The following is a 24,914-nucleotide window of genomic DNA, read 5'->3' on the forward strand; positions in this document are numbered from 1 at the left end:
TAATTTTAAATAACGTTAACTAATTATAAATAATTATCATATAGTCATAGGGTCGAATAAGGTGTAGGAAGTATCTTTTTATTCCAGTGCATAAGCCCTTGGTACCGGACTAATAAAGACAATTTCATTCTTTCGGTCGACAAAAGTTTTATCCCATTCCGATTCAATTTGCTTTTGATTTTCTCGATTTTCGGGTCTCCAGCCCTATGTATGCACCAATGTAAAAGTTGAGGTTTATTCCTTGACTGCTTAATGCAACTAGGTTGCAAAAATAAATGATTTACTTGTAAATGCAACCGTATTGCAATAAATTTGTGCGATGGGAATATTCAGAAAGACAAAATCGGTGGATGCCTTGCTTAACCTGATCGAGCAGACCGACCAAGCCGTATCCGTGGTTGAACTAGTGAATAAGCTTCGCTCAAAAATGAACAAAACCACAGTGTACCGGATTCTTAATCGATTGGAAGATGCTGGTACGCTTCATTCCTTTATAGGAAGGGATGGATTGAAATGGTATGCCAGGTGCAATGGATGTTCATCTTCACATCACGTTGACGCCCATCCTCATTTTCAATGTCAGGATTGTGGAAAAACCGTGTGCCTACCAATGGATGTTCCGGTTCCGACCGTTCCAAACCACAAAATTGAATCCGTCTCGCTCTTGTTGATAGGTAGTTGTGAAGATTGTATTTCTTCGTATTGACGCAATCAATAAAAAGATAGTGTAGTTCTTACAAAATTCCATGCGTTCAGGTGATGTTAAAAAGTGGCGGCATTATCAGGTTTTTTTAATTCATGATATTCCTTAAAACGTGTATCGGAAGAACGCGATGAAAAAGTCCCCTGGCCTGCCATACAAGTGGTAGAGGGTTTCATGATCTGGGTAAATCGGGCACTTTTCCCGGGCAAAAATAAGGCTAGACTGGCAACGGTCCGCCAAGGGTAACATAGAAAAAGCCTTGAACAGCTTGGAATGGAACAAGAACAGCGTCCTTGGGTCGTAGGCTTGGAAAAGGAAAGGATTATGGTTTTTTTACTAATTTAAAAAGCGATAATGATATTAAGTGGTTCGGAAATAGCGGCTCGCATGGGCAAGGATATTAGCATAGAGCCTTATGATCCCGCACAACTTAACCCCAATAGTTATAACCTGCGGCTTCATGAGGAATTGCTGGTATATGATGCTCCCGTGCTGGATATGAAACTGGAAAACAAGGTGTCCAAGCTAACCATCCCGCCCACCGGCCTACGTCTAGATCCCGGCAAGCTCTATTTAGGCCGTACACTGGAGTATACCCGTTCCGATAAGCTAGTACCTATGCTCGAAGGCAGAAGCAGCATTGGTAGGCTAGGTATGTTTGTACATGTAACCGCGGGCTTTGGCGATGTAGGTTTTAAGGGGTATTGGACATTGGAGATATTTGTGGTGCAACCGCTGATCATTTATCCCGATGTGGAGGTTTGTCAAATCTATTACCACCATATAGATGGTACTTATACCACCTATAAAAATGGGAAATATCAAAACAATACCGGCATACAGCCAAGCAAACTCTATCAGGATTTCAAATAGAAAGCACGATCAATGGTATATTTACGAATAAGAAAACCATACTTTGGAACCAGTATTCCGGGAACTATTCCCGAAGTTTTTTACCAGGCCTTAGAGATACCTTAGTCATGAAACAAACTTGTTGTTGAAAATACCCGCTTTTCGCCGTTTTCAAGTAAACCCGTTTCCAAACTATGTCCATGATGATTGTCAAAATAACGGACTTCGATCCTGTGATATCCCTTTTCCAGATAGATACCGCCCTCTACCAACCGCATGGAGTGATCACCGTCATTATCCACAACCAGAATATCATCGACCAACAATTGAGAGCCATCATCCGAACGGGTAAAAAAGTGATACACCCTACTGCGTTCAGCGTAATAATATCCGCTGAACACCAAGCCCCAAGAATCTTCCCGTTTGTTTAACCCCGTAATGTCAAAATCTTTGACCTTGCCCTCTGCCAAAACAGGAAGGGTCTTAAAATCGGGCAATTTTTCCCACTCGCCTTCATAATATCTATATAAGATTCCCTGTTTTAGTTTCCCGGTTTTCTGTGCCTTTGATACGGGTACATGTACGATATTTTTGGTCAATACCCTACTTGTTTTTCCGTTTTGGTCAACCGCAATAGCCTTTAAAACGGTGGTTTTATAAATTCGTACGGGCTTGGTGTACTTGGTAGATCGGGTTGTGGGCCGGCTTCCATCAAGCGTATAAAAGATTTCCAGATTATCAAAACCTCCTTCCAACGAAAACGAAGTTTGCTCAAAGAACTCGCTTTCCGCAGCTTTTATAATCGGGGCCGGTGGTTGGACCACAACTGTATTGTCTTTTTTGGTCAGCTGAAAAGTATCGAACAAACGGCCTTCTATATCAATGGCTTTAAAGATGACTGTTTTGTTGAAAATGGTAAACGTACAATAGTGATAAACGGGACGTTGCTCCAAACTGAACCAATTTCGTGTGGGTGCGAATCCTTCAATTGGACCTCCGGCTCCACCTGAGTTTATATAGACCACCCCGTTCTCCTGATCGACCATGTTATCCTTTATAGGCCAGGTTCGCTCATACATATGCACATGGCCGTATAAGCAAAAATCTACCCCGTATAACTCGTATAAGGGAACAAGGTCACGGATGGCCACCACACCATAGGTGGATAACCCGATATACGTATCTCCATTATCATTTTCTTCCGAACTATAAGGCGGATGATGGTGCATTGTGATTTTCCAAGTAGCGGTCGATTTTGCCAAAGCCTGTTCCAGCCAGTTATATTGTTTCGAATTTTCAGAAACATCGCGATTGGTATCGATTACAAAAAACTCAGCATTGCCATAAGTAAAGGAGTAATAATACTCCGGCTTGGGGTTTGCCATGTACTGATAATAGTATTCCGAATCATTTTCGTGATTTCCCAGGGCCGTGTACATGGGAATGCGACTCATTAACTGGTGCCCTTCCGGCAAGAATTGCTCAGTCCAATCGGTAACCCTTAGCCCATTGTCGACCAAATCTCCCACATGGACCACAAAATTAGGCCTACTATTCCATACCCTTTCCGAAATTCGCCTCCATACAATCGTGTCCTTTACCTTTCTTTGATTCCTTTGGGAATCGCCGACCAAAGCGAAGGAAAAGGCGGTGTTTTCCTTTACATTGGTTTTAAAGGTAGATACCTGGCTCGATAGGGTATTTCCGTTTTTGGATGTAATGTCGACCTTCCAGAAATAGTTGGTTTCAGTTTCCAAACCAACAAGTTCTACTTCATGCATTGTTTTAAGGCCCTTGCCCGAAACGCTTAACGATAAATTAGGGGCTTTTGCCTCGGCCAATGCATTTCCATAGCGAACAACGGCCTTTGTGGGTTGTTCGGTTTCAAATAGAATACGTATGCTCGTTTTGGTCGAATATTGAAGATAGGGCCTAACCTTGAACTCTTGGGCACCTAGTTTAGGAAACAATATCCCTAAAACAAAGATTACAGCTAGCTTTTTTTTCATTGATCAATAGGGTTTACCAAATTTAGGATATACGAAGGAAAATCTACTATTTGTAAATTTTATTTACTAATACTAAACATTATTATAATGTAAATGATGAGGACAAAGTCTATCTTGGAGCCTCCAAAAAATGTAAAGAGGGTGTGCGGGAGGCTATAAAAAATACAAGCACACTTGCAGCACTAAATTGCAGGCACCAGTACAAGTAATAATGCTCTTATCGTTTTGCCAAACTGAAAAACCCTTTTTTTATTTTACTTAGGTCATTTTTTAAAGATAATGCAACTCAATTGCATTTATGTGCATTTTCGTATATTTTTACAACAGGTACCGTATTAATACATTTCTTTGGAAATGATATGTTTACAAGTGCTCATCTGGTCAGAATTTGATACATTTTTAGCTATATGCCCAGAACTTGATCTAGAAAATGGATGAAGGGCTATCATAGCTATGGCTTGCTGAAAGGGCTTATGTTCTGGAATAAAATTTAAATTTTCACTCAAATTTAATATGAACCGTACTGGTTTCCTTAAGAATATTTTTGGTTTAGGCCTTCTCTCGATCTGGGGCTGTCGAATAGACAACAGCAAAGTTAAATCCTCTGCTTTCGTAGGGAATGCGGAATCCCTGGAAGAACAAAAGTCCATTGAAGCTCTCAGGAAAGAACTGAAAACGGCTTGGCTTCGATCCGAAATCATGACAATGACCAATGTCGGGCAAATGCCTCCTGATTTTTTTACTTTTAAATATACCGATGAAGTGATGACTTTTTCAGAGCAATGGCGGCACTGTATCGTCTATACCTGTGGACAGTTGTCGGGACGTGCTGGCCTCAAAAACCCTTATGAGAATATAAAGCTACCCGTACAAATGACCAAAGACCATGTTACCGAAGAACTTAAAAAGATGTACGCTTTTGTAAGGCAATCCATTGAGGCTCTTTCGGCCGAAAAGCTACTCTCCGATTGTAATTTTGCCGGTGATACAATACCCATCTGGCGCTTATTCTATGCCATGGAAAATCACATTATCCATCATCGGGGACAATGCGTGGTATACTTGCGCCTCAAAGGTATAATCCCTAAAGGATTCTATGGATGGTAATGAACAGATCGGCTGATTGTCATCCCACGGGATTTTATGAGGGAATGTAGATTTTGTTAGATTGATAATCTTAAAATAAATGTTTAAACTCTTTAATTATGTTACAAAGAAAATTTGATGAAATAGTAAAGTCCCATTTTCCCAATGCCATGGACGCGAAGGACACATCCATTCATTACCTTGGGAAAATGCAAATTGAACACAAAATCGACATCTCTAAAGTATTGATGGCCACCTCCGTGTGTTCAGATGATATTAACGTTCCTTCCACAACGTTCTTTAATGTATTGTTCGGCCCATTTATTATGGGAGGATTGGGAGGCCTGCCTTTTGCAGGACAAACCGGCATGACGGCTTTTGCCCATCACATTCCGGATGAAGGTAGTGCATTTATATTTTATGGTCCCCATATAGGGATTACGTTGGAAGGGGGTTTGGGCAAGATGTACAGACCACGACAAGAGCAGACCGGCAACTCTTGTGGTGCCCTTATGTTGGCATTGAGCCGAATTCAGAACGGGAACTATAGACCGGTATTGAACGAGGATGACTATCAACAAATGAAGCTTGAGGAAAGCCTGCTGCCCTTCCGGGAACAAATATTGGGAAGCGAAAACATTGAGAAAGGAATTACGGAAGCAACTTATGAGATTATCGATAAAAAGATCCATGATCATATAAAGTCATGCAAGGATGAATTCCATGTTGATAAAGTTACCCTGTTGGGTGGAATCATCATTAACACGGACTATGGATTGGATGATTACTTTGACGCTAAAAACTTTGAGGTTATTGATGTCAAAAGCCTCTGATATGAGTCGATGAATTTCGGCACTATACGGTTTATTGCCCATTGAAAATTACTGTTTTACTGCTTTAGGCACTTTTTGGGTAAAGGTCGAATAGATATAGATCAAAGCTAAAATGTTTGGATTAAAAAATTGACCATAACCATTTTTTCTTTGATCTTAAAACCACGGTATTGAATTAATGCACAGTCACTTATACTTCATTTGCCCTACGGACCATATCGAACCTATTATCAATAGTTCATTTGGACATAGAAGCTACTATTACACTTCACTTGGTAATTCTGTTGCATTCGATGATGATACCATTAAGCAAATAGAGCATTTAGTCTTAAAACATAACATTAGAGAGATTTCTTTTGTTTTGTCAAATACTAATGTGATTTTCCTTGATGCTTTGGGAAATCGGAATTTCTCAGAGATAAGCGGGTTAGACAACTTCTATAATGAAGTGATAAGTCAAAAGGAATATTCCGCAGGGTCAGGGCTAAAATGTAATCGTAAATTCTTAGTTCTTTCTTATTATTTAAATTATAAAATAAGGGAATTGTGGCATGAATTAAATTATCCGATCATTAATCAAGTTAAAATAATCGGTAAAATTTATGATAAAAAGAGAAATGTATTTGATGAAATATACTCGGATTTGATTTGTAGGGATTATATTAGTTTAAATTAACACGAACTATCATAATCCCATAATGAATTGATTCTCGAACTGAAAAATTCATGGATGTCCTTTAGCGACAAATGAGTATATCAAATTATAAAGATCAATCTTTTTTTAATCGCATACCACATGCCATAACCTTGTTGTTTGCCATAATTATCCTGGTGACCCTGTTGAGCTATATGCTACCAGCCGGGACCTATGAACGGATTTTGGTTGATGGCCGAAGTACGGTGGTTCCCAATTCATATAGGACTATTCCTGCCACACCTATTGGATTATTGGATATGTTCAAAGCCATACCCTTGGGCTTTAAGGCTGCGGTAGAAATTATTTTTGTCGTTTTTGCGGGGGGCATCATGTTTGGCTTTATGGAAAAGTCAAAAGCTGTTGAGAATGCCGTTGGCACACTTGTGAAAAATTTGGGTTTAAAACACAAACACCTCATTATTGTCATCATGACATTTATTTATGGTTTGCTCGGTCTTGCCGTGGGTTATGAAAACAATATTGCCATGGTTCCCATAGCGGCAGTCCTGAGTCTGGCACTAGGCGGCGATTTAATTCTGGCGGCAGGTATTTCGGTAGGGGCCATGACCATAGGATTTGGGTTATCGCCAATTAATCCATACACAGTAGGTACCGGTCATAAAATTGCCGAGCTGCCTTTGTTTTCAGGAGCCTTACTTCGCAGCGTGCTTTGTTTTGTAGCATTATCTATTATGGCCTTTTACAATGTGAGATATTTCAAAAAGATTTCTTTAAATCCAGAAAAGAGTTTAGGTAGAGGTCTTGATATAAGCGAATTGACCTTATCAAAACCACTTCAGGAATATCGAATGAGCGGAAACAGTTGGATGGTCATTTCTCTATTTATCGCGGGTCTTTTGACTATTATATACGGGGTCTTCAACTTGAATTGGTACATTAATGAGCTTTCTGCAGTATTCTTGATCATCGCCCTTCTTTGTGGCCTGGTTTCAAAAATGAGTGCCACGAATATGAGCGAAACCGTATTAAAGGCGGTTGCGCTGTCTGCGCCGGGGGGCTTTATGGTAGGCTATGCAACATCCATTAAAGTTCTTATGGAAATGGGAAACGTTGGCGACACCATTTCATATCAGCTCTCCATCTGGTTACAGGATTTACCTCTATATGCCTCGGCCATTTGCATGTCGATCTCCCAAAGTGCAATCAACTTTTTTATCCCATCGGGAAGTGGACAGGCATTGGCCACCTTACCCGTAATGCTTCCCTTAGGGGAATCCCTTGGTCTTACCAGACAAATTAGCATTCTGGCATTTCAGATAGGTGATGGACTATCCAACCTTGTTAACCCAACCTTAGGGGGACTTATCGCCATGCTCAGTATGTGTCGTGTACCTATCGATCGGTGGATTCGCTTTATTTTTCCCGTTTTGATCAGTGTACTCTTCATCGCTTTTTTGGCCTTGATTTTTGCAGTTGCCACAAACTATAGTTGATATGACCGTTAAGTACATTCTTGAAAAGCTTGTTTCATTTCCTGTATTGGGGGGTGAGAGCAATTTAAGCATCATTCATTGGATAAAAGAATATATTGAATCTTATGGTATTGATGTAAACTTGTTGCCCAATGAAAAAGGGGATAAAGCTTCATTACATTGTCGGATTGGACCCAGTATCGATGGCGGTGTTATTCTTTCCGGTCACACAGATGTAGTACCGGTTGAAGGTCAGGAGTGGACCACCGATCCCTTTAAGCTTACGGACAAAGGTGACGGAAAACTTTATGGCAGGGGGGCTTGTGACATGAAGGGGTTTGTAGCCTGTTGTTTGGCCGTACTGCCCCAATTGGTTAAGGCTAACTTGAAAAAACCGATATATTTTGCTTTTTCCTATGACGAGGAGGTGGGCTGTTTAGCCGGACCCGAATTGGCTCGAGCGGTCAAGACCCATTACAAAGAAATCCCCAAATATGCCATTATTGGAGAACCCTCTTTGATGGAACCTATTGTCGGGCAGAAGGGCATTTACATTCTTGAGACCTACGTAAATGGTTCCGCCGGGCATAGTAGTCGCATAAAACAAGAGGTAAGTGCCATTCACGAATCAATGCGGTTGATCCTTTGGCTTGAGAATAAAATGAATCGATTGATTGCCGACAAACGATTGGATAAACGTTTTAGTCCACCCTACTCAACCATTCATATTGGTTTGGTCGAAGGGGGCATTGCTCCTAATGTAATCGCTGATAAGGCTCATTTTTATTGGGATTTACGGACCATTCCGAAGGATGATATTGTAGCCATTGTCAATGAATTTGAAGCCTATTGTGCCGAACGGAAAGAAAAATTACAGAACATCTTTTCCGATTTTTCAATAAGAACCATTGAAAATCACCCCCCTGTTCCCCATCTAGACACCAAAGCCGATGATGATATAGTCCATTTAATCAAAAGAATAACAGGGAATTCCAAACTGAACACGGTTGCCTATGCAGCCGAAGCCGGTCAGTTTGCGAATGAAGGCTTTCATACAGCAATTTGTGGGCCGGGATCTATTGCACAAGCCCATAGAGCCGATGAATATATCGCCCATGAACAATTGGAAAAGGGAATGGAAATGTTGGAAAAGCTGATCCAAGAATTATCTTCCGACCACTTTCGCTAAGTATCCGGGAATTTAAAGCTCTCCCAAGTGCGGCAACCAAAGCTTCCCTTGATTCATTTAATATTGTACATTTAACTATTCTCAATTGTTTAAGCTGGAATACATGTTTAAGACTTCTCAAAGATATCCCGTTTTTTTCCTTTTGTTACTTCTAATAAGTGGCTGCAAGGAAAAATCCACTTCGACCGATCCAAAAATCGAGGAAGACGAATTGACACAAAAAGCGCTTGAAATTCATAAGCGCGTACTCACTCTCGATACCCATGCGGATACGCCTGGACGTATGATTGAGCCGGGTTTTGATATGGCGGAACGACATGATCCCCGGGAAACTGGCTCAAAGGTAGACTATCCACGGATGATCGAAGGCGGTTTGGACGCTATCTTTTTTGCCGCCTTTGTCGCACAGGATATCCGTGATGACGATGGTAACACCCGCGCCAAGACCCTATGTCTTCAAATGATAGATTCGATCGTGGCTTCTACCCAAAAAAATTTAGACATCGTAGGATTGGCCCTCAACCCTGAAGATGCATATACTATGGAAAAGGCCGGTAAGCGCGCGATCTACATAGGTATCGAAAATGGTTACCCCATCGGAAAGGATCTCTCCAATGTAGCTCTGTATTTTGATAGAGGTGTACGCTATATCACCTTGGTACATTCATCAAACAATGATTTGGCAGATTCCGCTACCGATTCGAATGGATCCGAGCATGGTGGTATTAGTGCATTTGGAAGCGCGGTAGTCCGGGAGATGAATCGCCTAGGCATCATGGTAGATGTTTCCCATGGTAACGACAGTGTATTTTACGATGCAATTTCCATGTCCAAGGCACCGATCATTGCCAGCCACTCCAACGCCCGGTCCATAACCGATCACCCACGCAATATGACCGATGAAATGTTGGAGCTAATGGCGAAAAATGGAGGCGTGGTACAACTTACAATGTTGGCGGACTATCTACGGGAAGCCCCACCGAACAAAAGGTTGGACTCCGCATTGGCAGCACTCCGTGACAAGATGAAACCTATTGAAGACATGACCCTGGAAGAACGAAACGCAATGCGAAAATCTACACAGGAACTCAATGAGAGATACCCCGATCCTGCGGCAACCGTAAAACATGTGGTCGATCATATTGATCATATCGTCAAGGTGGCCGGAATCGATCATGTGGGAATTGGTTGCGATTTTGACGGAGGCGGAGGAATTGAAGGGGTTTTTGATGCCAGCGAAGTAATGAACATCACCATTGAACTGGTAAGACGTGGGTATACCGAAGAACAGATTCGAAAAATCTGGGGAGGAAATTTGATTCGTGTCTTCAAAGAAGTCCAAGCTGTTGCAAAACGGATACAGTCCGAAGAAAAGTCCTGAGTCCTAAATTTTAAGGTAGTGTTTAGATTGCTATTTGTGATACTAACCCTGGGATTGTCCACATCAATTGAGGACCATCCTTTAAGGTTGTCCTTATGTGAAATAGAGTATACCTCCAGTAAACAAATCTTGAGCATCAACCTAAAACTATTCTTAACCGATGTCAACGAAGCTATACTCTTTGATCCTTACAGCAAGGAACTTGCCTTTTGCCAACCTAATGAGTCGGCACAGGCGAATAAAATGCTGATGAACTACGTCAACCAATTTTTTTATGTCAAGACAAACAGAAAATTGGTAGCTCTGAAAATAAAAAGCAAAAAATTAAGCGGTGATGGAGAGAACACTGCCCTGTGGATCTACTTTGAGCATCAACAATCATCTCCATTGACATCTTTGGAAATCAAAAATGCCGTTTTCACGGATTTGTTCTTTGATCAAAACAACATCGTCTACGTCCATGTCAACGGAAAATCCAAAAGTCTGATGCTCAACAAAAAAACATCCGTTCACCAATTGAAATTCTGATATGCATCCCTTTGAATTTTACTTGAAGTTAGGTTTTGAACATATTTCAAACCTGGCCGGCTATGATCACATACTCTTCCTCGTAGTACTTTGTGCTATCTACCGAATCCAACAATGGAAAAACATTCTCATTTTGGTGACCGCTTTTACGATAGGTCACAGCGTTACCTTGGCCCTTGTATCCTTGGAAATTATTACAATCCCCTCCAACATTATCAAATTTCTTATACCAGCTACTATATTCGTAACCGCCCTCCACAATGTAATTGGTACAAATCTGACCGAAAAGTCCTCAAGAATGGGTCGAAACTATAGTATGGCGTTATTCTTTGGGTTTGTACACGGTATGGATTTTTCCAACTATTTCAGGGCGCTGATAATGGACCCTTCCGATATTGCGGTACCCTTGTTGGGCTTTAATCTGGGAATTGAACTTGGACAACTATTGGTCGTATTTTTTGTTGTTGGGGTTGCCTTTCTCTTTCTCAATGTCATCGGAGTGAAACATCGTGATTGGAATGTCTTTATTTCGGGGGCAGCGGCAGGTATGTCCCTAATTTCGATGCTGGACAATAAGTTTTGGTAAACACTTCTCAAAGATAAAAAGCAGGGTAATACCAACTAAACACCAATATTGTATTCTTTGAGGTCTCACATAACACCTTAATTTACAAGAAACACCAAAAGAATTCTGAGAAAAGAAGTATTTCAATTATCCCTATCCTCAAAGTTTTTGGCCCAAGTATGCCTGGCCCACCCACCCAGAGGTTCTATCAACTCATACAACTCTTTGCCATGCTGGGTAAGGGTATATCCATCCACTGTCCGTTCGATGAGATACGATTCACGAAGCTCCTTTAGGCGTTTATTCAAAGTAGTTGGGGAAATGGACTCACAATACTCCTGAAGTCTTCTAAATGTACTTGGTCCCTGGTACAAATGCCAAACGATGCCCATGGCCCAGTTACGGCCCAGTAAATCCAGTAAAGCCATAATGGGCTGACCCGTTTTGGATCCCCTTACGGGTTTCCCCGGAGTAGGTATCTTCATATTTACTACATATTTTGTAGCAAAACTACAAAAAAAGTAGTAGCTTGCCAATCAAAATTCCCCTTCTTTTCAATTAAAGTATTTTTCAAATGCAGACCTATACCACAAAGACAAACCATTTGACCGTTCCGGAGTATCAATCCCTTCGCAATACCACCTTATGGAAATTGTTACCGGATCATCAGGTAAAGAAAGCCTTAGACAATGATCTGTACTCGGTTTCCGTGTACAAAGAGGATATGATTATTGGAATGGGCAGGGTAATAGGAGATGGTGCTATCTATTTCTACATTCAGGACGTCATCGTTAGGCCTGAATACAAAGGAAAGGGCATTGGACGGCTCATTATGCAAAACATTGAACAATATCTTGCAGAGCGATTTGAAACCTATGTATTTGTGGGACTCATGGCCGCCCAAGACTCCCAAGGGTTCTATCAAGAATTAGGATATCACAAAAGGAAAGATGATAGTCCCGGTATGTATAAAATCCTTAAGGAATAGTGAAAACATAAAGGCTTGCAAGTTACTAAAACAACCTGGTATGAAAGCTAAAGTTCTTATTTGTATGCTTACTTTTTTATTGTGCGTCATTTCATCCCGTTCACAAAATGATTGTGCCCCTGTCCTGAATTTGAAGGAATTGTATGTTTCCGATGCATCTTTTCGGAATGTCATAAAGGATATGTTCGCCAACCTACGGGACACGCCCGATGGAACACCAAATCCATGGAAGGGCAAAAATATCGACGACCTCTATGATTTCTTGAACGAATGGTTCTATTTTCTACCCAATACCAAAAACGGACTGGACAAAATCATTGAATTTTCCATGCTGTATTACCATAATCCCTATGGAATAAAGTTCATTCTGAAAGAGCCGGGTTATAGTTGGAGCCTGAAATTTATCGAAGAAAGGGGAAGGTATATGGACAGCCCCGAGTCCGCAAAGATCATTGACACATGGTTGGAGGACAAATCCATAGACCATGATGATTTTGTAATGCCCCTGGAAGGTTTCAAATCCTTCAACGCGTTCTTTACGCGTGAGTTGAAACCGGGAGCCCGCAAAATTGAGGCTTTTGACAACAACGCTGTTTTGGTGTCTCCCGCGGACGGTGTCATCAATATGATCAATAATGATCTTAAGTTGAAGACCCAAATCCCTACAAAGGGCCGTATGACACTCAATCTTAATGCCTTGTTGGCGGATTCAAAATATGCTAAAGAATTTGTGGGAGGAACCGCACTGGCGGTATTCCTGAAACCCGACAACTATCATCACTACCATGCTCCCATATCGGGCACCGTGGTGGAGGCCAGGGAAGAAGTTGGAGACAGATTGTTCGGGATGCCCGATATTCCGGATATCATAAACAATGGGAATATTGCCTACAACAAGGATTATAGTGTTTTTGAAAATTTTAGGCACGGTTACTTGGTCATAAAGACCGAACAATATGGATACATGGGCATGGTTCCCATAGGTTTACAGACTATAGGTTCCGTTGTATTTGAAGAGCGGTTACAACATGTTGACGCTATAAGACCTGTGAAAATTTACAAAGGAGACAAAGTGGGTTACTTTGCCTATGGCGGTTCTACCATCCTCCTTATTTTTCAAAAAGGGGTATTTAGTGCTATGAGCGTGCAGCAGGGACAGCGAATAGGTTCATTACAATCCAAAAAAAGCACCCTACGACATTAGTGACCACCTTTGTGAAATGATTCCTATTGAAAGGACTTTTGGACCTAATGTGTTCCGTAAAAGGTTCTATTTTTGAATATGGAATATGCTCAAAAAGAATTGGTGCCAAGGTAGCAACAGTTGGATAATCATTAGAGCTAGTCATTACAAGTATAATATCATTTCAACATAGACGGTTTTCTTAGAATAGTTCCAGCGTATAAGAGCACTGCGGTGACGATACCTACTAGAGGTGCAGGTGGTGCCCCTTGTTCTACGTGTGTCCCCGCTGCCACTTCGGCGACTATGACGCCACCAACGAAAGCACATAGTAAATAGAACCCTAGCTTTTGGGTTTTAGGAATCCAATAAAGAGCCAACAATATTAACTCCAATATACCGACAAACATCAATTTATCTCCCCAATTGGGCACGTTATTCATTCGTTCTACAATATCAGCTTCTTGAATTACCTTTAGAATTCCGGCCATAAAAATTTGAACGCTAAATAGAATAGAAAGGCCGTACCCTATTATTTTCTGTGTTTTACTGATCGTTTCTTCGTGAAATTTTGCCATTTTCTTGTTTTTAGTTGTTAATTAAATGAGTTTGAAATTTTTCTAATGCCGCATCAAATAATTCTATCTGTTTGGGCTCAACAATTTGTCCGTCTCTGAAAAAGTGGTTAAAAGAAGGGAGATGAAAACTTGATATGATGTTTGCACCAAAGAGAGGGAAGAGATATTTTGATACCTTCATTACATAAGATCCTTCGCGCCTGCTTGGACTAGTACCGATAAGAAACATTGGCTTGTTGTGCCAAATTTTTGGGTTACCCATGCGTGACATCCAATCCCAAAGATTTTTAAAAGCAGAAGTGTAAAGTCCGTTGTACTCAGCCAGGGAAATGATGACGCCATCGGCTTCTTGAATAAACTGAGAAAACCGAATGGCATTTGCAGGAACTCCCGTTTCTCTTTCAAGGTCAATAGAATAGATAGGCAGTTCAAAATTATTTAGGTCGAGAACCGTTATTTCAACCCCATTTATTTGGTCTGCGGTATACTCGGCAAGCTTCTTGTTTATAGAGTTTTTGCTGTTTGAAGCCCCAAATGCAATTATTTTTTTAGTCATTTTGATTGATTTTTGCTTTCTGCGTTAAGCCGATTATGATAAGGGTAACTAAACTCACACAAACAAAAATTGTCCTAACGGTGTGATAAAAATCCCAATCATCAAATGTACTTAAGGCCTCTTGTGCCTCAAGTGCACCAGATTGTAATGCAGGATTATAAATCCCACCATATAATCCAAAGTTGAATCCTTGGCAAATCAATAGTGTAATAAGCGTAATTAACCAAAGTACCTTACCATTACTTTCCTTTCGGTTTTTAATAAAGGCGTATACCATCGTAATGATGGAAAGGATATGAAGAGGCACCATGATGTTTGAAAAACGGGTAAAGGGACCTGACCACCAAGATTGAATTTCGGTGCCGGATAACTCTTGCCAATAGGGGACTAAGGCGATGGCAATAAAGGTATAAATGAAAGTGATCGCGCCTACAAATGTGAATGCAAAAATATAAGCAGTGTAGTTTTTTTTAGTAGTCATTTTACTCCTCTTTTTAGAGCAAATGTCTACCAATCAATATGGTTGTGCATTAAGGTATCATAAGAAATCACTTGGCTTGGTTTTTATACCAATCTTTTTTTGCGGCACTTAGGCTTTCGGGAGTTACCCCCAGATAAGATGCAATCATTTTTTGGGGCACTCTCTGTACGATATCCGAATAGGTTTCTACAAAATGTTGGTACCTTTCTATGGCAGAGGAACTCATTAACATTATTACCCTCTTTTGGAGCACATTAATTCTGTTTATTAGGGATTCGATGTTGGAAGAATTTTCAATTTTCTTTTCAAAGACTAAGATTTGGGAGTCCTCCAAAGCTTCGATGAATAAATCACAGGGTAAATCCGGTTTTACACTATCAGCAATGGTCCAGCCCTCTGGAGCAAACATAAAAATATGCTCTCTACCTTTTTTATCAATGGAATAGCTTCTCAATAAACCTGATTTTACAGCATAGATTTTAGAATTAAGCGCTCCACTATGTTGTAAAATTTGTCCTTTAGGAACTTTAATTTCCTGCAATTCGATGGATTTTTTAGATGTAGTTCGGCAAAAACAGACGATTTTTGATCATCTATCCAAGATACTAATTATACATAAATCCACGTATACAAGCTTTTGGTTCCTGCAGAACATCTTTTTGTTGAAGATTAATTGCATTTATTGAATAATTTCATGTAAAAAGCTAAACAATTACAATACGTTTGTCCTACAATACCTTCCATTGACGACACTAGAAAAAACTTCCGCCAACGGCTCCGGCTCGCATGTAGCCCAAAATTTACCGTGGAACATAAAGATAGCCATACCGTGGTAAGCAATGAGAACGGCAGCACCTTGGGATATAATGTCAATTCAGGGGTGTCATTACTCACGGTAGACCGATTTGCCTTTAATGACCTTAACAAAAATGGCATTTTTGATGTTTACGAAGATTACCGTAAATTGAAACGACCAAAGACCTGGCATCAAAATGAATGTCGAGCATATTGCCAGATTGATGCTTAACACCTCTCATCAATCCATTCCCTCTAGTGGTCGAAGGTCTTCGAACTACAATGACTAATGGTTTACCGAGATTGGTACTAAACCGAATGATCTTTCCAATAAACAAAAGAATTTCTTGACCAATAACAACTTGAAGCATGAGGCTATCTACTTTCCAGAACTCTCAATATCTAGTATTTCTTTATCATGATGGTATCTAATCTCACAGTCATAGTCAAAAAACATTGTCACACCATTTTTCTTAGTATATGGGTTCCAATTAGGTAAGTCATCATGTCCGGGATTGCCAGTATGAGCAAAATTAATCCAGGACAGACTCATTTTATTTGCAAGTATTTGGGCGTTTTTTCCACTGCCGATCATATTTTCACTTCGCGCAATGTTATCAAAAACAAAAGGTAATTCCATACAGTGAAAAGCCTTATACTTTCCACCAAGGACAGGAGACTTCCAGGAGAAAAAATACATATAAACTGGTGCGCCGTTTAAAAGTGTACTCTTAATATTAGCCTGGTGGACCGCACCCGGACGAAAAATCAAGTCTACATCCATTAAATCACTAGGTTTGGTATCATTTGGGTATGCCTGCTTGACAGCTTTTATATAAGCTTCTGTTTTATCTCCTTTCTGTTGTTGAATAAAACCTTTTACCTGTTCTTCAGTTGCGTTCGACATCCCCGCAAATGCAGATACCGGAAATTCATTCTTAACCGTACCAATAAGAAGTGGAATGTTTTTGGATAATTCCATGGCTTCTTTTGAAAAAACATCATAGGGGATCAAGTCAGAATCAATACTTGGAAACCAATCTAGCCCAAATCCGAAACCTGGAATTGGAACACCATCTTCTTTCATTTTGTTCTCAACAGTTTTTAAAGCCTTTCGACCTGCTTTTTGTAATGCTTTATAGGGTATTGTTTTAAGGCTGTCCACCTCATTATCGGTTAAGTGTAACTCTTTCAGTACTTCTTCTGTTATCTTTTGGGTGGTTTCTTTTTTTAACAACGCCCACTTGAATGCCCCCGACTGGTTTATGGCTTTATGAAAAAGCCCTTTGGCAGATGGCATTGCCATTAGGTTATTGACCTTTGCTCCACCACCCGATTGACCAAAAATTGTAACATTATTTGGGTCGCCTCCAAAATTGCCAATATTCTCTTGCACCCATTCCAGGGCAGTGCGAATATCCAATATACTGTGGTTTGCAGAATACTTGTACGCTGAACCGTATTTGGAAAGGTCTAGAAACCCAAGAATATTTAATCTATGGTTGATTGACACTACAACGACATCTCCTTTTTTTGAAAGGTTTTCGCCATGATACGATGGCAATTCTTGCGAAGACCCTGTTTTATATCCGCCTCCATGAATCCAAAACATTACAGGTCTTTTCTTGTCATCAGAAATACTTGGTGTCCATATATTTAAAGCCAAACAATCTTCGCCTTGAGACCCTAAATCATGATCAAAGAAGAACTTCATTTCATCATTTAATGGGGTGTCAGGGTCTTCTAACGGGGCTACAGGGCCATAATTCAATGAGCTTCTTATGCCTTCCCAGGACTCTACTCTTGTCGGGGCTTCAAATCTTTTTGCCGTGGCATACGGGATTCCTTTATAAGTGAATATCCCATTTCGAATAAGTCCACGTACCTTTCCTGAAGTGGTTTCCGCAATGGCTATATTATCGCCAGTCTGTAATTGACCGAATCCTTCAAAATTGAATAGTATTAAAAGTAAAATAAAGGTGACAAGATGTTTCATTGCTCTGATTTTTTTGTTAAATGATGTTTTAATAAGTAGTTATGGTAGGAATTTTTTATCGGTTTGAAATCTAAATTCTTCAGTGAACATCGAGATTTTAAAAGTATATTAAATGGTCATTTGTAGGAAAAAAGAGCTAAGCGATTTACCGTGCTTATCTAATGAAGTTGAACTTGTAACACCCCCATCCAAAGCATTGAACAATACAAAATTCAAAGCACCCAATTGCGGCAGTTCATAGCGCTCAACATTTCCTTTTATTTTATTTCCAAGCCATTGTTTTACACGTTCTTCGGTTACTTTTTCTTTAATTAGACCGTAATCTGATTTGTTGAAAACAATCAAAGATATGTTGCTAATATTTCCCTTATCTCCGCTTCTCGAATGTGCAATTTCCCAAAGTTTCATTTAGCTATGTTTTTGAATAAACGACCTGTGTTTTTACTTCCGATTTGGGTACCAGCACAGAAACAACAGAAATGACTTCTTCTACTTTTTGTGTTGCCCCACCACCTCCAGAGGGTCCATTTGTATAGAGGGTTTCAACTTCTCTACCTATTTTTTTGGCCTCTTCAATGGATTTTGCCCTGCCCGAGACTCGTAGTCTTACCTCATTAACATCTTTATGTTGCTCTTTTAATGGAGAAATTGAGTTCAGGCCTATTAGGTCAAATCGTAAATCTTTAAAATTGAGTTTTTCCAATCTTTTTTGAACTATTGCAATGCCGAGTTTAGCTCGTTCTATACATTGTATACCTCCATAACTAATTTGTCCTTCGCCATAATAACCATTGAGGTAACCTACACTTACTTTGTATGTTTCAGTTGCTTCTTTACCTGTTGCATTCCTAAATTTTACAACGTCTTTTTCAGTCGGCTCAAATTTCACCGATGAAAAGTCGGCAATACAGTCAGGGGTAAGATAATTGGCCGGGTCGTGTATTTCGTATAGTAGTTGCTCAGTACAGGTGGCTGTGTTGATCATTCCTCCTGTGCCATCTACTTTAGTGATGTACCCTGAACCCATTTCATCTATTTCTACAAAGGGAAAACCTATATCCCAAAGATCTGGTACCTTTTTTTTGTTGGGGTCGGCAAAATATCCACCACTTACCTGACCGGCGCATTCCAATAAATGACCTACCAATGTTCCTTTTCCCAATTTATCATAATCTTTTATGTTCCAATTAAACTCATGTATCATCGGAGCTAAAAATAATGAGGGGTCGGCAACTCTTCCTGTTATTATGAAATCAGCATCATTTTTTAAAGCCTGTACAATACCTTCTGAGCCTAAATAAGCATTGGCAGAAATAATTTTATCCTCAATAGTTGAAAGTGGGTCTCCCGTCTCACTAATTTGAAGGCTAGGGTGTTTTTTTACAAAATCGAATACGTCATCACCCAAAACTGCCGCTACCTTAATCCCTCTAACACCTTCTTTTTTTGCCAATTCGCAAATTACATTCATTGCTGAAATGGGATTCGCTGCCCCCATATTAGTAATTACTTTTACCTTGTTTTTGTAGGCTAATGGCAACACTTGTTCCATACGATATTCAAGGAGATGATTATAACCTTTTTGCGGATTGTTTTTTTTCTCTTTTTGGGCCAAGGCTATGGTTCTTTCTGCAAGGCATTCAAAGCTGATATAGTCCAAGTTACCATGTTCGATTAATGCGAGTGCCGGTTCTAGTCGATCACCACTGTATCCTGCTCCACTACCTATTCTTATTTTTTTCATCTATCAAAAAGTTATTGCCCCTACCATTAGAGATACAATCAAGATAATTATAGTCACTAAAAAAGCGAGGGGAATAGTCTTCCTTTGATGGTCTCCAAGATCGACCCCCGTTAATCCTATTAATAGAAATGTCGCACCGGTCAACGGGCTCACAGGAAACCCGGTCGTCATTTGGCCAATTATTGCTGCTCGTCCTACTTCAATCGAATCCCCACCAAAATGAGTGGCGGTGGTCGACAATAATGGTAAAATGCCAAAGTAAAAGGAGTCTGGATCAAACAATAAACTGGCCGGCATAGAAACTACCCCTGTTATTACCGGAAGGTGATTGCCAACCGATTCAGGTAGGTAAGTTACCGCAACTTCAGCCATGGCTTCAATCATTCCGGATCCTTTTAAAATACCTGTAAAACAGCCCGCTGCAAAAAGTATGCTCGCCATCAACATAGCTGATTTTGCATGAGCATTAATTCGTTCGGCCTGTTGCCTTAGATTGGGATAATTAATACTGATGGCAATGGTAAAGGCAATAATAAAAATCACATGAGGAGGTGCTACTCCCGAAAGCAAAGTAGCAACTGCCATGAGTATTAGTAAAATATTGATCCAAAACAATTTTGGCCTTTCCAATTCTGGGTCATGTGTTTCTTGATCTTTAATGGAAATTAAAGATATATCACCCACCTGTCTCTCTGTTCTACCTAAAATAAAGGCTATTATCAAAACAGAAATTAAACCTACAGAAACTGGAACCAACAAAGGGTTAAATAATTCCGAAACCGAGATATCAAGAGCAGTGGCCGCCCTAATTGTTGGGCCGCCCCAAGGTAGAATGTTCATAGTACCTGCTGCCAATGCAACGACGCATGCAAGAGTGGATCGTTTCATTTTTAATTTATCATACATTGGTATAAAAGCGGGTACGGTAATTAAAAAAGTCACTGCTCCAGAACCATCTAAATGTACAATCATGGCCAGAAGAGCAGTAGCAACTGCAACTCTTGCGGGATCATTGCCTGCAATTCTCAGCAATCTATTAACAATTGGACGAAAGGTTCCTGCATCCATAAGAATGCCAAAAAACAAAATGGCAAAAATGAACATGACACCTGTAGTGGCAATGGACTTAATCCCCTCTGTCATAAAATCTATAATTTCTAGTCCCAGACCTCCAATAAGACCGGTAACTATGGGCACTATTATTAACGCTACTACAGGTGATGCCTTTTTGGCCATGACCAAATACAGCAATAAAACAATTGTTAAAAGACCAAGAATCGCTAACATTGACTACTCAAATTCTAGATATTCATCAAAAAAAGGTAAAACTTGTTGAGGTATTCGCCCTTGCTTTGTATAAATATCACTTACATGCGTACCGATATATTCCTCTGCAAAATGGGTAATGCCAACATTTTCCAGTCGCTGGCTAAACATATCACATTGAATTGTGAATCGATCACCGGCATTTCTTCCCCAGTCCATTTTTATCGCTTTCAATTTTTGCAGATTTCCCAGATAATCATCAATCATGTGTAAAGGCATATTATCGTACCACTTTTGTAACACATCCTGATGAACGGTTAGTTCGCCTTCATTGTATTCAAAAGGCAGATCACAGTAAAAAGGAGGTTTACTTGGGTTGGGTGACCAAGACCTGCCAAAAGCAACCATTACACCACCAAAGTAGGTTTTTTTAAGTTCTTCAATAGTATTTATCGAAGACATCTCCTTGAAGGTATTACTGTTCGGCCCATATTCTCTTACTATTGTCAAAGCGCCAGGACTTATTGCGTAAACACTGCTGAACACTTCGGGGTGGTGCATAACAATTTTAAGCGCACCATAGCCTCCCATGCTATGTCCGGTAATTCCACGGCTTTCTTTTTTGGGGATTGTTCGATAGTTCTTGTCAACATGGGAAACGAAGTCATGAACTGTGAAGTCTTCCCAATTTCCAAAGACGCCAGAATTGCTGTAAAAACTGCCCCCATAGGTAGTTTTCTGATCAGATATCACCCATATAAAAGGTCGTATGCGATTAGAATTGATGGCATGATCCAACACTTCCTGTATACCGGGAATAACATGATTCCCGGTAAACCCATGAAGAAAATACACCACGGGATAACGTTGGTCACTTTTATCATAACCCGGTGGAAGGTAAACAGAAATCGCTCGGGTCGGATTTTCGCCCATTTTATTTTCCAGGTGTTCGGAGTAAATAGAGTCCAATACAATTACCCCCTTTTTAACTTGTGCTTGTCCGTAAGAATCTGTTACATATCCTCCAATAAGTAGCAAAAAAACCAGTATTTTTTTCATTTGTCTTTATTTTTAAATGAACCAAAAAAGATTACCTCCACTCTTAAACCTTTATTACTTTTATTCGCTGTTAGCAAGCGCTGAAAGTATTGCCATATATTGACTTTGTTCAATTGGACTCATAGGACAATCCAAAACCGAATTTGAACAATGGATTTTTGCTGTCATACGGCATATCTGTTTTTTGATTTTCTACCGCTTGCATAGAAGTAGGTAACTCGAAAGGTAACTTACCCTGAGGAGCAGTATTTCCGAAAAGAACTTCACAAACCGATTTGTCACTTGCCCCATAATTAGCAATAAGAGCTGTTGCTGCATTAGCGATTTGAGGAATGACGGCAGGTCTATCTAAATAAATATCAACTACGGTTGGCACTTTATTTAGTAAATCTAAAATTCGCTGTTTCTCATCGCCTTTAAAATCTAAATCGCCATGATGAAAACCTTTTGCAAAAGGAACATTAGTTTCGGCAGGATACCAAGGCGTATTTAATCTGATAATCGCAAAATCGGCCGCTTCAGGCGTCGCAACTACTTCGGCATAATTCGCTACCGTCGTACTGTCTATATTTTCAACATATAATTTGAATTTCTTTTGTTCCAATGGCAAAGTTGAGTTATCATTTTTGAGAAGCGTCATGGAGATTTTTTGTGTTTTCTCTCCCAAAGCCCTTGATGCTTCTGAGCCAACGATTTCATCGACCTTTGATTCATCTACAAAAGGATTATCAAACAAACCCAACTCGAATTTTTGTTTTAACAAACGCTTTATGGAAACATCAATGCGTTCTTCAGTCAATTTTCCTTCATTGACCAATTGAACAATTAACTCAGGTCTATTTTCACCGCCAAATTGGTCACAACCTGCTTCAATAATTTTCAATGCGCGGTCAGCAGCACTTAAATCTTCTACACCCCAAGCCCTTGCTTTCCAAACCACATCGGGCCCCATAGGTCTATCGGTGATTAAGCCCCAATCTGTACAAACAACACCATCGTATTTATATTTTTCTCTCAATAAAGTGGTAATAATCGTTTTGTTATAAGCCATAGCTACGTTCTCGTCTGTTTGGTCGGTTGGTATGCCATAGTAAGGCATGATAGCGGCCGTATTGACTTCAAAAGCAGCTTCAAAAGGAATAAGATGGTAGTCAAAATTATCTCCTGGATATATTTGTCCTTTCTGAAATGAAAAATGCGGGTCTAAACCTTCTTTTTGTGGTCCACCGCCTGGAAAGTGTTTCGTCATACAAGCCACGCCATTACTCAACACTTCTCCTTGCAAACCACGAATATAAGGTTTGACCAATCGAGCCGTTAAAGCCGCATCTTCGCTGAAGTTGCCGTTAATTCTTGACCAACGAGGTTCAGTAGCCAAGTCGATTTGAGGATGCAAGGCCTCCCTGATACCGACAGCCAAATATTCTTCACGGACAATATTCGCAAATTCCGACACTAAGTCTTCATCGCCGATAGCGCCAAAACCCGGCATTTCGCAAAATTGGGCAAAACCTTTTGCACTCATTGAAAAAATCGTATTACTAAAGTGATGTCTTGGGTCAGAAGCAATTGTAATTGGAATACCTAACCTTGTTTTTTCAGCAACTTGCTGGGCATTGTTGTACCATTTGGCAAAAATATTTGGGTCAGAAGGAATGCTCCAAATATTAAAATGTGTCATTTTTAGGTTGTTCATATTTTCAACAACGGAAGCCATTCGTGACGCAGGACCTTCAAGCCCTTCATTGCCATCGGGTTTTCCGTCAGCACTAACAGGCGCACCATTAATGAACATCATACCTGCTTTTTCTTCTAATGTCATTTGACTTAAAAGATCTTCAATTCGATCCTCTATCTTGGCTCCAGAGTCTTCATATATATCCAATAAACTATTGTTGTTTAGATCTCTAAATTCGTTTCCATTAATCTTCACTACAACCTCTGATGAACTTATAACCAATGGGTCTAGTTTAGTGACTGTTTTGGACTGGCAGCTTGACAATAAGATTACTGCGATAGAAATGAATACGGTTGTTTTCATAATTTTTTAGTTATTTTGTCGTTATGACATATTACAAATTTAAATTAATTTGTCATATTGACAAAACATAATTCTTAGTTCATTATACCAATGAATAAAAACAAATCATTTTTTGATCAAATTGAAGATTTTGTACCATCAATATCCATGGATTGTGTGGTATTTGGCTATCACAATAAAGGACTACACCTTCTTCTTCTCAGATATAAAAAAACCAGTACATGGGCATTGCCAGGTGGATTTCTTCCTAGGAAATCTACAATGGAAGATGCAGTGATTGATCTTCTATTTCAAAGAACTGGTGTGGAAAAAATTTTTTTACAACAGTTTCATACGTTCAGTTCTGTGGAAAGAGGATGGATCGATAGAGATAGCCAAAATTTTGAGATAATTAGATCTTTGTGGCCGCAAGAGCACAGGCAGAAATTAACAAAATGGTTTGAGCAACGTTTTATTTCCACCGCGTTCATGGCATTAGTGGATGCTTCCATAGTGAATCCAACTCCAGATGAAATCAGCGATGAATGCAAATGGGTTTCACTGAATGAGCTACCTGATCTAGCCATTGATCACCGACAAATAATCGAAGAAGCCCAAAGACAATTGCGGCAAAAAATAAATTACCTTCCTTTAGGAAGATCATTACTTCCTTACAAGTTCACTATGTATGATCTGCAATTAATCTATGAAGCCATATTAGGTGAAGAGTTGGATAGGGGGAACTTTCAAAGAAAGATGATGAAGCTCAACTTTCTTGATCGGCATGAAAAGTTAATGACAGGGGCATCTAACAAAGCACCTTATCTGTACTCTTTAAATGATAAGGTATACGATCGGCTTATTAAAGATGGGATTGGATTCGGTTAATGATTGCCAACACTCTGGCCAAACGCATTGGCAGCAAATAGCAGCTATTGAAAATTTGACTTTTGATAGCAACCGTGTTCATTC

The 24,914-nt window shown here is 39.9% G+C and carries 25 protein-coding genes; 13 read left to right on the forward strand and 12 right to left on the reverse strand.

Going from position 1 to position 24,914, the window contains the following annotated elements:
* Positions 1-319: 319 nt before the first annotated feature.
* Positions 320-706 carry a Fur family transcriptional regulator gene (locus ACP2AF_RS03685; protein WP_425234891.1) on the forward strand — a complete coding sequence of 129 codons (387 nt, stop codon included), beginning with the start codon at positions 320-322 and terminating at the stop codon, positions 704-706.
* 351 nt (positions 707-1,057) lie between these two features.
* The gene (gene dcd / locus ACP2AF_RS03690) at positions 1,058-1,576 is read left to right on the forward strand and encodes a dCTP deaminase (protein ID WP_425234892.1); all 519 of its coding nucleotides are present in this window, start codon (positions 1,058-1,060) and stop codon (positions 1,574-1,576) included.
* A 101-nt stretch (positions 1,577-1,677) separates the two neighbouring features.
* Here the strand turns inward: dcd and ACP2AF_RS03695 are convergent, their stop codons facing one another.
* The gene (locus ACP2AF_RS03695; RefSeq protein ID WP_425234893.1) at positions 1,678-3,564 is read right to left on the reverse strand and encodes a metallophosphoesterase; all 1,887 of its coding nucleotides are present in this window, start codon (positions 3,562-3,564) and stop codon (positions 1,678-1,680) included.
* 513 nt (positions 3,565-4,077) lie between these two features.
* On the opposite strand from ACP2AF_RS03695, the gene ACP2AF_RS03700 reads away from it, so the two are divergent.
* The 7 genes from ACP2AF_RS03700 (at position 4,078) to ACP2AF_RS03730 (ending at position 11,297) form a co-directional block, all read left to right on the forward strand.
* On the forward strand, positions 4,078-4,671 hold the full coding sequence (locus tag ACP2AF_RS03700) for a DinB family protein (RefSeq protein WP_425234894.1): 594 nt from the start codon (positions 4,078-4,080) through the stop codon (positions 4,669-4,671).
* Positions 4,672-4,769: 98 nt separating this feature from the next.
* On the forward strand, positions 4,770-5,483 hold the full coding sequence (locus ACP2AF_RS03705; protein WP_425234895.1) for a hypothetical protein: 714 nt from the start codon (positions 4,770-4,772) through the stop codon (positions 5,481-5,483).
* Positions 5,484-6,230: 747 nt separating this feature from the next.
* The gene (locus tag ACP2AF_RS03710) at positions 6,231-7,634 is read left to right on the forward strand and encodes a YfcC family protein (RefSeq protein ID WP_425234896.1); all 1,404 of its coding nucleotides are present in this window, start codon (positions 6,231-6,233) and stop codon (positions 7,632-7,634) included.
* 1 nt (position 7,635) lies between these two features.
* Entirely contained in the window at positions 7,636-8,802 is a 1,167-nt protein-coding gene (gene argE, locus ACP2AF_RS03715; RefSeq protein WP_425234897.1) for an acetylornithine deacetylase, read from the forward strand.
* A 103-nt stretch (positions 8,803-8,905) separates the two neighbouring features.
* On the forward strand, positions 8,906-10,183 hold the full coding sequence (locus ACP2AF_RS03720) for a dipeptidase (RefSeq protein WP_425234898.1): 1,278 nt from the start codon (positions 8,906-8,908) through the stop codon (positions 10,181-10,183).
* A gap of 18 nt (positions 10,184-10,201) precedes the next feature.
* Positions 10,202-10,711, forward strand: a complete 510-nt coding sequence (locus tag ACP2AF_RS03725) for a DUF6702 family protein (RefSeq protein WP_425234899.1) — start codon at positions 10,202-10,204, stop codon at positions 10,709-10,711.
* A gap of 1 nt (position 10,712) precedes the next feature.
* Entirely contained in the window at positions 10,713-11,297 is a 585-nt protein-coding gene (locus ACP2AF_RS03730) for a HupE/UreJ family protein (protein ID WP_425234900.1), read from the forward strand.
* Positions 11,298-11,419: 122 nt separating this feature from the next.
* On the opposite strand, the gene ACP2AF_RS03735 is transcribed toward ACP2AF_RS03730, so the two are convergent.
* Complete coding sequence (locus ACP2AF_RS03735; RefSeq protein ID WP_425234901.1) at positions 11,420-11,761, reverse strand: winged helix-turn-helix transcriptional regulator; 342 nt, start codon at positions 11,759-11,761, stop codon at positions 11,420-11,422.
* A gap of 89 nt (positions 11,762-11,850) precedes the next feature.
* Between ACP2AF_RS03735 and ACP2AF_RS03740 the strand changes: the two genes are divergently transcribed.
* Entirely contained in the window at positions 11,851-12,264 is a 414-nt protein-coding gene (locus ACP2AF_RS03740) for a GNAT family N-acetyltransferase (RefSeq protein WP_425234902.1), read from the forward strand.
* A gap of 40 nt (positions 12,265-12,304) precedes the next feature.
* Positions 12,305-13,468 (forward strand): phosphatidylserine decarboxylase, encoded by a 1,164-nt coding sequence (locus ACP2AF_RS03745; protein ID WP_425234903.1) that lies wholly within the window; start codon positions 12,305-12,307, stop codon positions 13,466-13,468.
* Between the two features lie 158 nt (positions 13,469-13,626).
* On the opposite strand, the gene ACP2AF_RS03750 is transcribed toward ACP2AF_RS03745, so the two are convergent.
* The 4 genes from ACP2AF_RS03750 to ACP2AF_RS03765 form a co-directional block, all read right to left on the reverse strand.
* Positions 13,627-14,025 (reverse strand): DoxX family protein, encoded by a 399-nt coding sequence (locus ACP2AF_RS03750; protein ID WP_425234904.1) that lies wholly within the window; start codon positions 14,023-14,025, stop codon positions 13,627-13,629.
* Between the two features lie 10 nt (positions 14,026-14,035).
* Positions 14,036-14,581 (reverse strand): NADPH-dependent FMN reductase, encoded by a 546-nt coding sequence (locus ACP2AF_RS03755; protein ID WP_425234905.1) that lies wholly within the window; start codon positions 14,579-14,581, stop codon positions 14,036-14,038.
* Entirely contained in the window at positions 14,574-15,062 is a 489-nt protein-coding gene (locus ACP2AF_RS03760; protein WP_425234906.1) for a hypothetical protein, read from the reverse strand. The genes ACP2AF_RS03755 and ACP2AF_RS03760 overlap by 8 nt, the downstream gene beginning before the upstream one ends.
* Before the next feature lie 67 nt (positions 15,063-15,129).
* Entirely contained in the window at positions 15,130-15,603 is a 474-nt protein-coding gene (locus tag ACP2AF_RS03765) for a Crp/Fnr family transcriptional regulator (RefSeq protein WP_425234907.1), read from the reverse strand.
* Between the two features lie 264 nt (positions 15,604-15,867).
* On the opposite strand from ACP2AF_RS03765, the gene ACP2AF_RS03770 reads away from it, so the two are divergent.
* Entirely contained in the window at positions 15,868-16,089 is a 222-nt protein-coding gene (locus tag ACP2AF_RS03770) for a hypothetical protein (RefSeq protein WP_425234908.1), read from the forward strand.
* 147 nt (positions 16,090-16,236) lie between these two features.
* Here the strand turns inward: ACP2AF_RS03770 and ACP2AF_RS03775 are convergent, their stop codons facing one another.
* From ACP2AF_RS03775 to ACP2AF_RS03800, 6 genes are all read right to left on the reverse strand, one after another.
* Positions 16,237-17,853 (reverse strand): carboxylesterase/lipase family protein, encoded by a 1,617-nt coding sequence (locus ACP2AF_RS03775; protein WP_425234909.1) that lies wholly within the window; start codon positions 17,851-17,853, stop codon positions 16,237-16,239.
* 108 nt (positions 17,854-17,961) lie between these two features.
* Entirely contained in the window at positions 17,962-18,261 is a 300-nt protein-coding gene (locus tag ACP2AF_RS03780) for an AtuA-related protein (RefSeq protein ID WP_425234910.1), read from the reverse strand.
* A 4-nt stretch (positions 18,262-18,265) separates the two neighbouring features.
* Entirely contained in the window at positions 18,266-19,597 is a 1,332-nt protein-coding gene (locus tag ACP2AF_RS03785) for an acyclic terpene utilization AtuA family protein (RefSeq protein ID WP_425234911.1), read from the reverse strand.
* Between the two features lie 3 nt (positions 19,598-19,600).
* Positions 19,601-20,884, reverse strand: a complete 1,284-nt coding sequence (locus tag ACP2AF_RS03790) for a CitMHS family transporter (protein WP_425234912.1) — start codon at positions 20,882-20,884, stop codon at positions 19,601-19,603.
* A gap of 3 nt (positions 20,885-20,887) precedes the next feature.
* Positions 20,888-21,922 (reverse strand): alpha/beta hydrolase, encoded by a 1,035-nt coding sequence (locus tag ACP2AF_RS03795; protein ID WP_425234913.1) that lies wholly within the window; start codon positions 21,920-21,922, stop codon positions 20,888-20,890.
* 109 nt (positions 21,923-22,031) lie between these two features.
* A complete protein-coding gene (locus ACP2AF_RS03800) occupies positions 22,032-23,963 on the reverse strand; it encodes a glycoside hydrolase family 3 protein (protein WP_425234914.1) in 1,932 nt (643 codons plus the stop codon).
* A gap of 90 nt (positions 23,964-24,053) precedes the next feature.
* Between ACP2AF_RS03800 and ACP2AF_RS03805 the strand changes: the two genes are divergently transcribed.
* A complete protein-coding gene (locus ACP2AF_RS03805; protein ID WP_425234915.1) occupies positions 24,054-24,830 on the forward strand; it encodes an NUDIX hydrolase in 777 nt (258 codons plus the stop codon).
* Positions 24,831-24,914: the final 84 nt, after the last annotated feature.

This window comes from Ulvibacterium sp. (assembly GCF_965248315.1).
GTDB lineage: Bacteria > Bacteroidota > Bacteroidia > Flavobacteriales > Flavobacteriaceae > Ulvibacterium.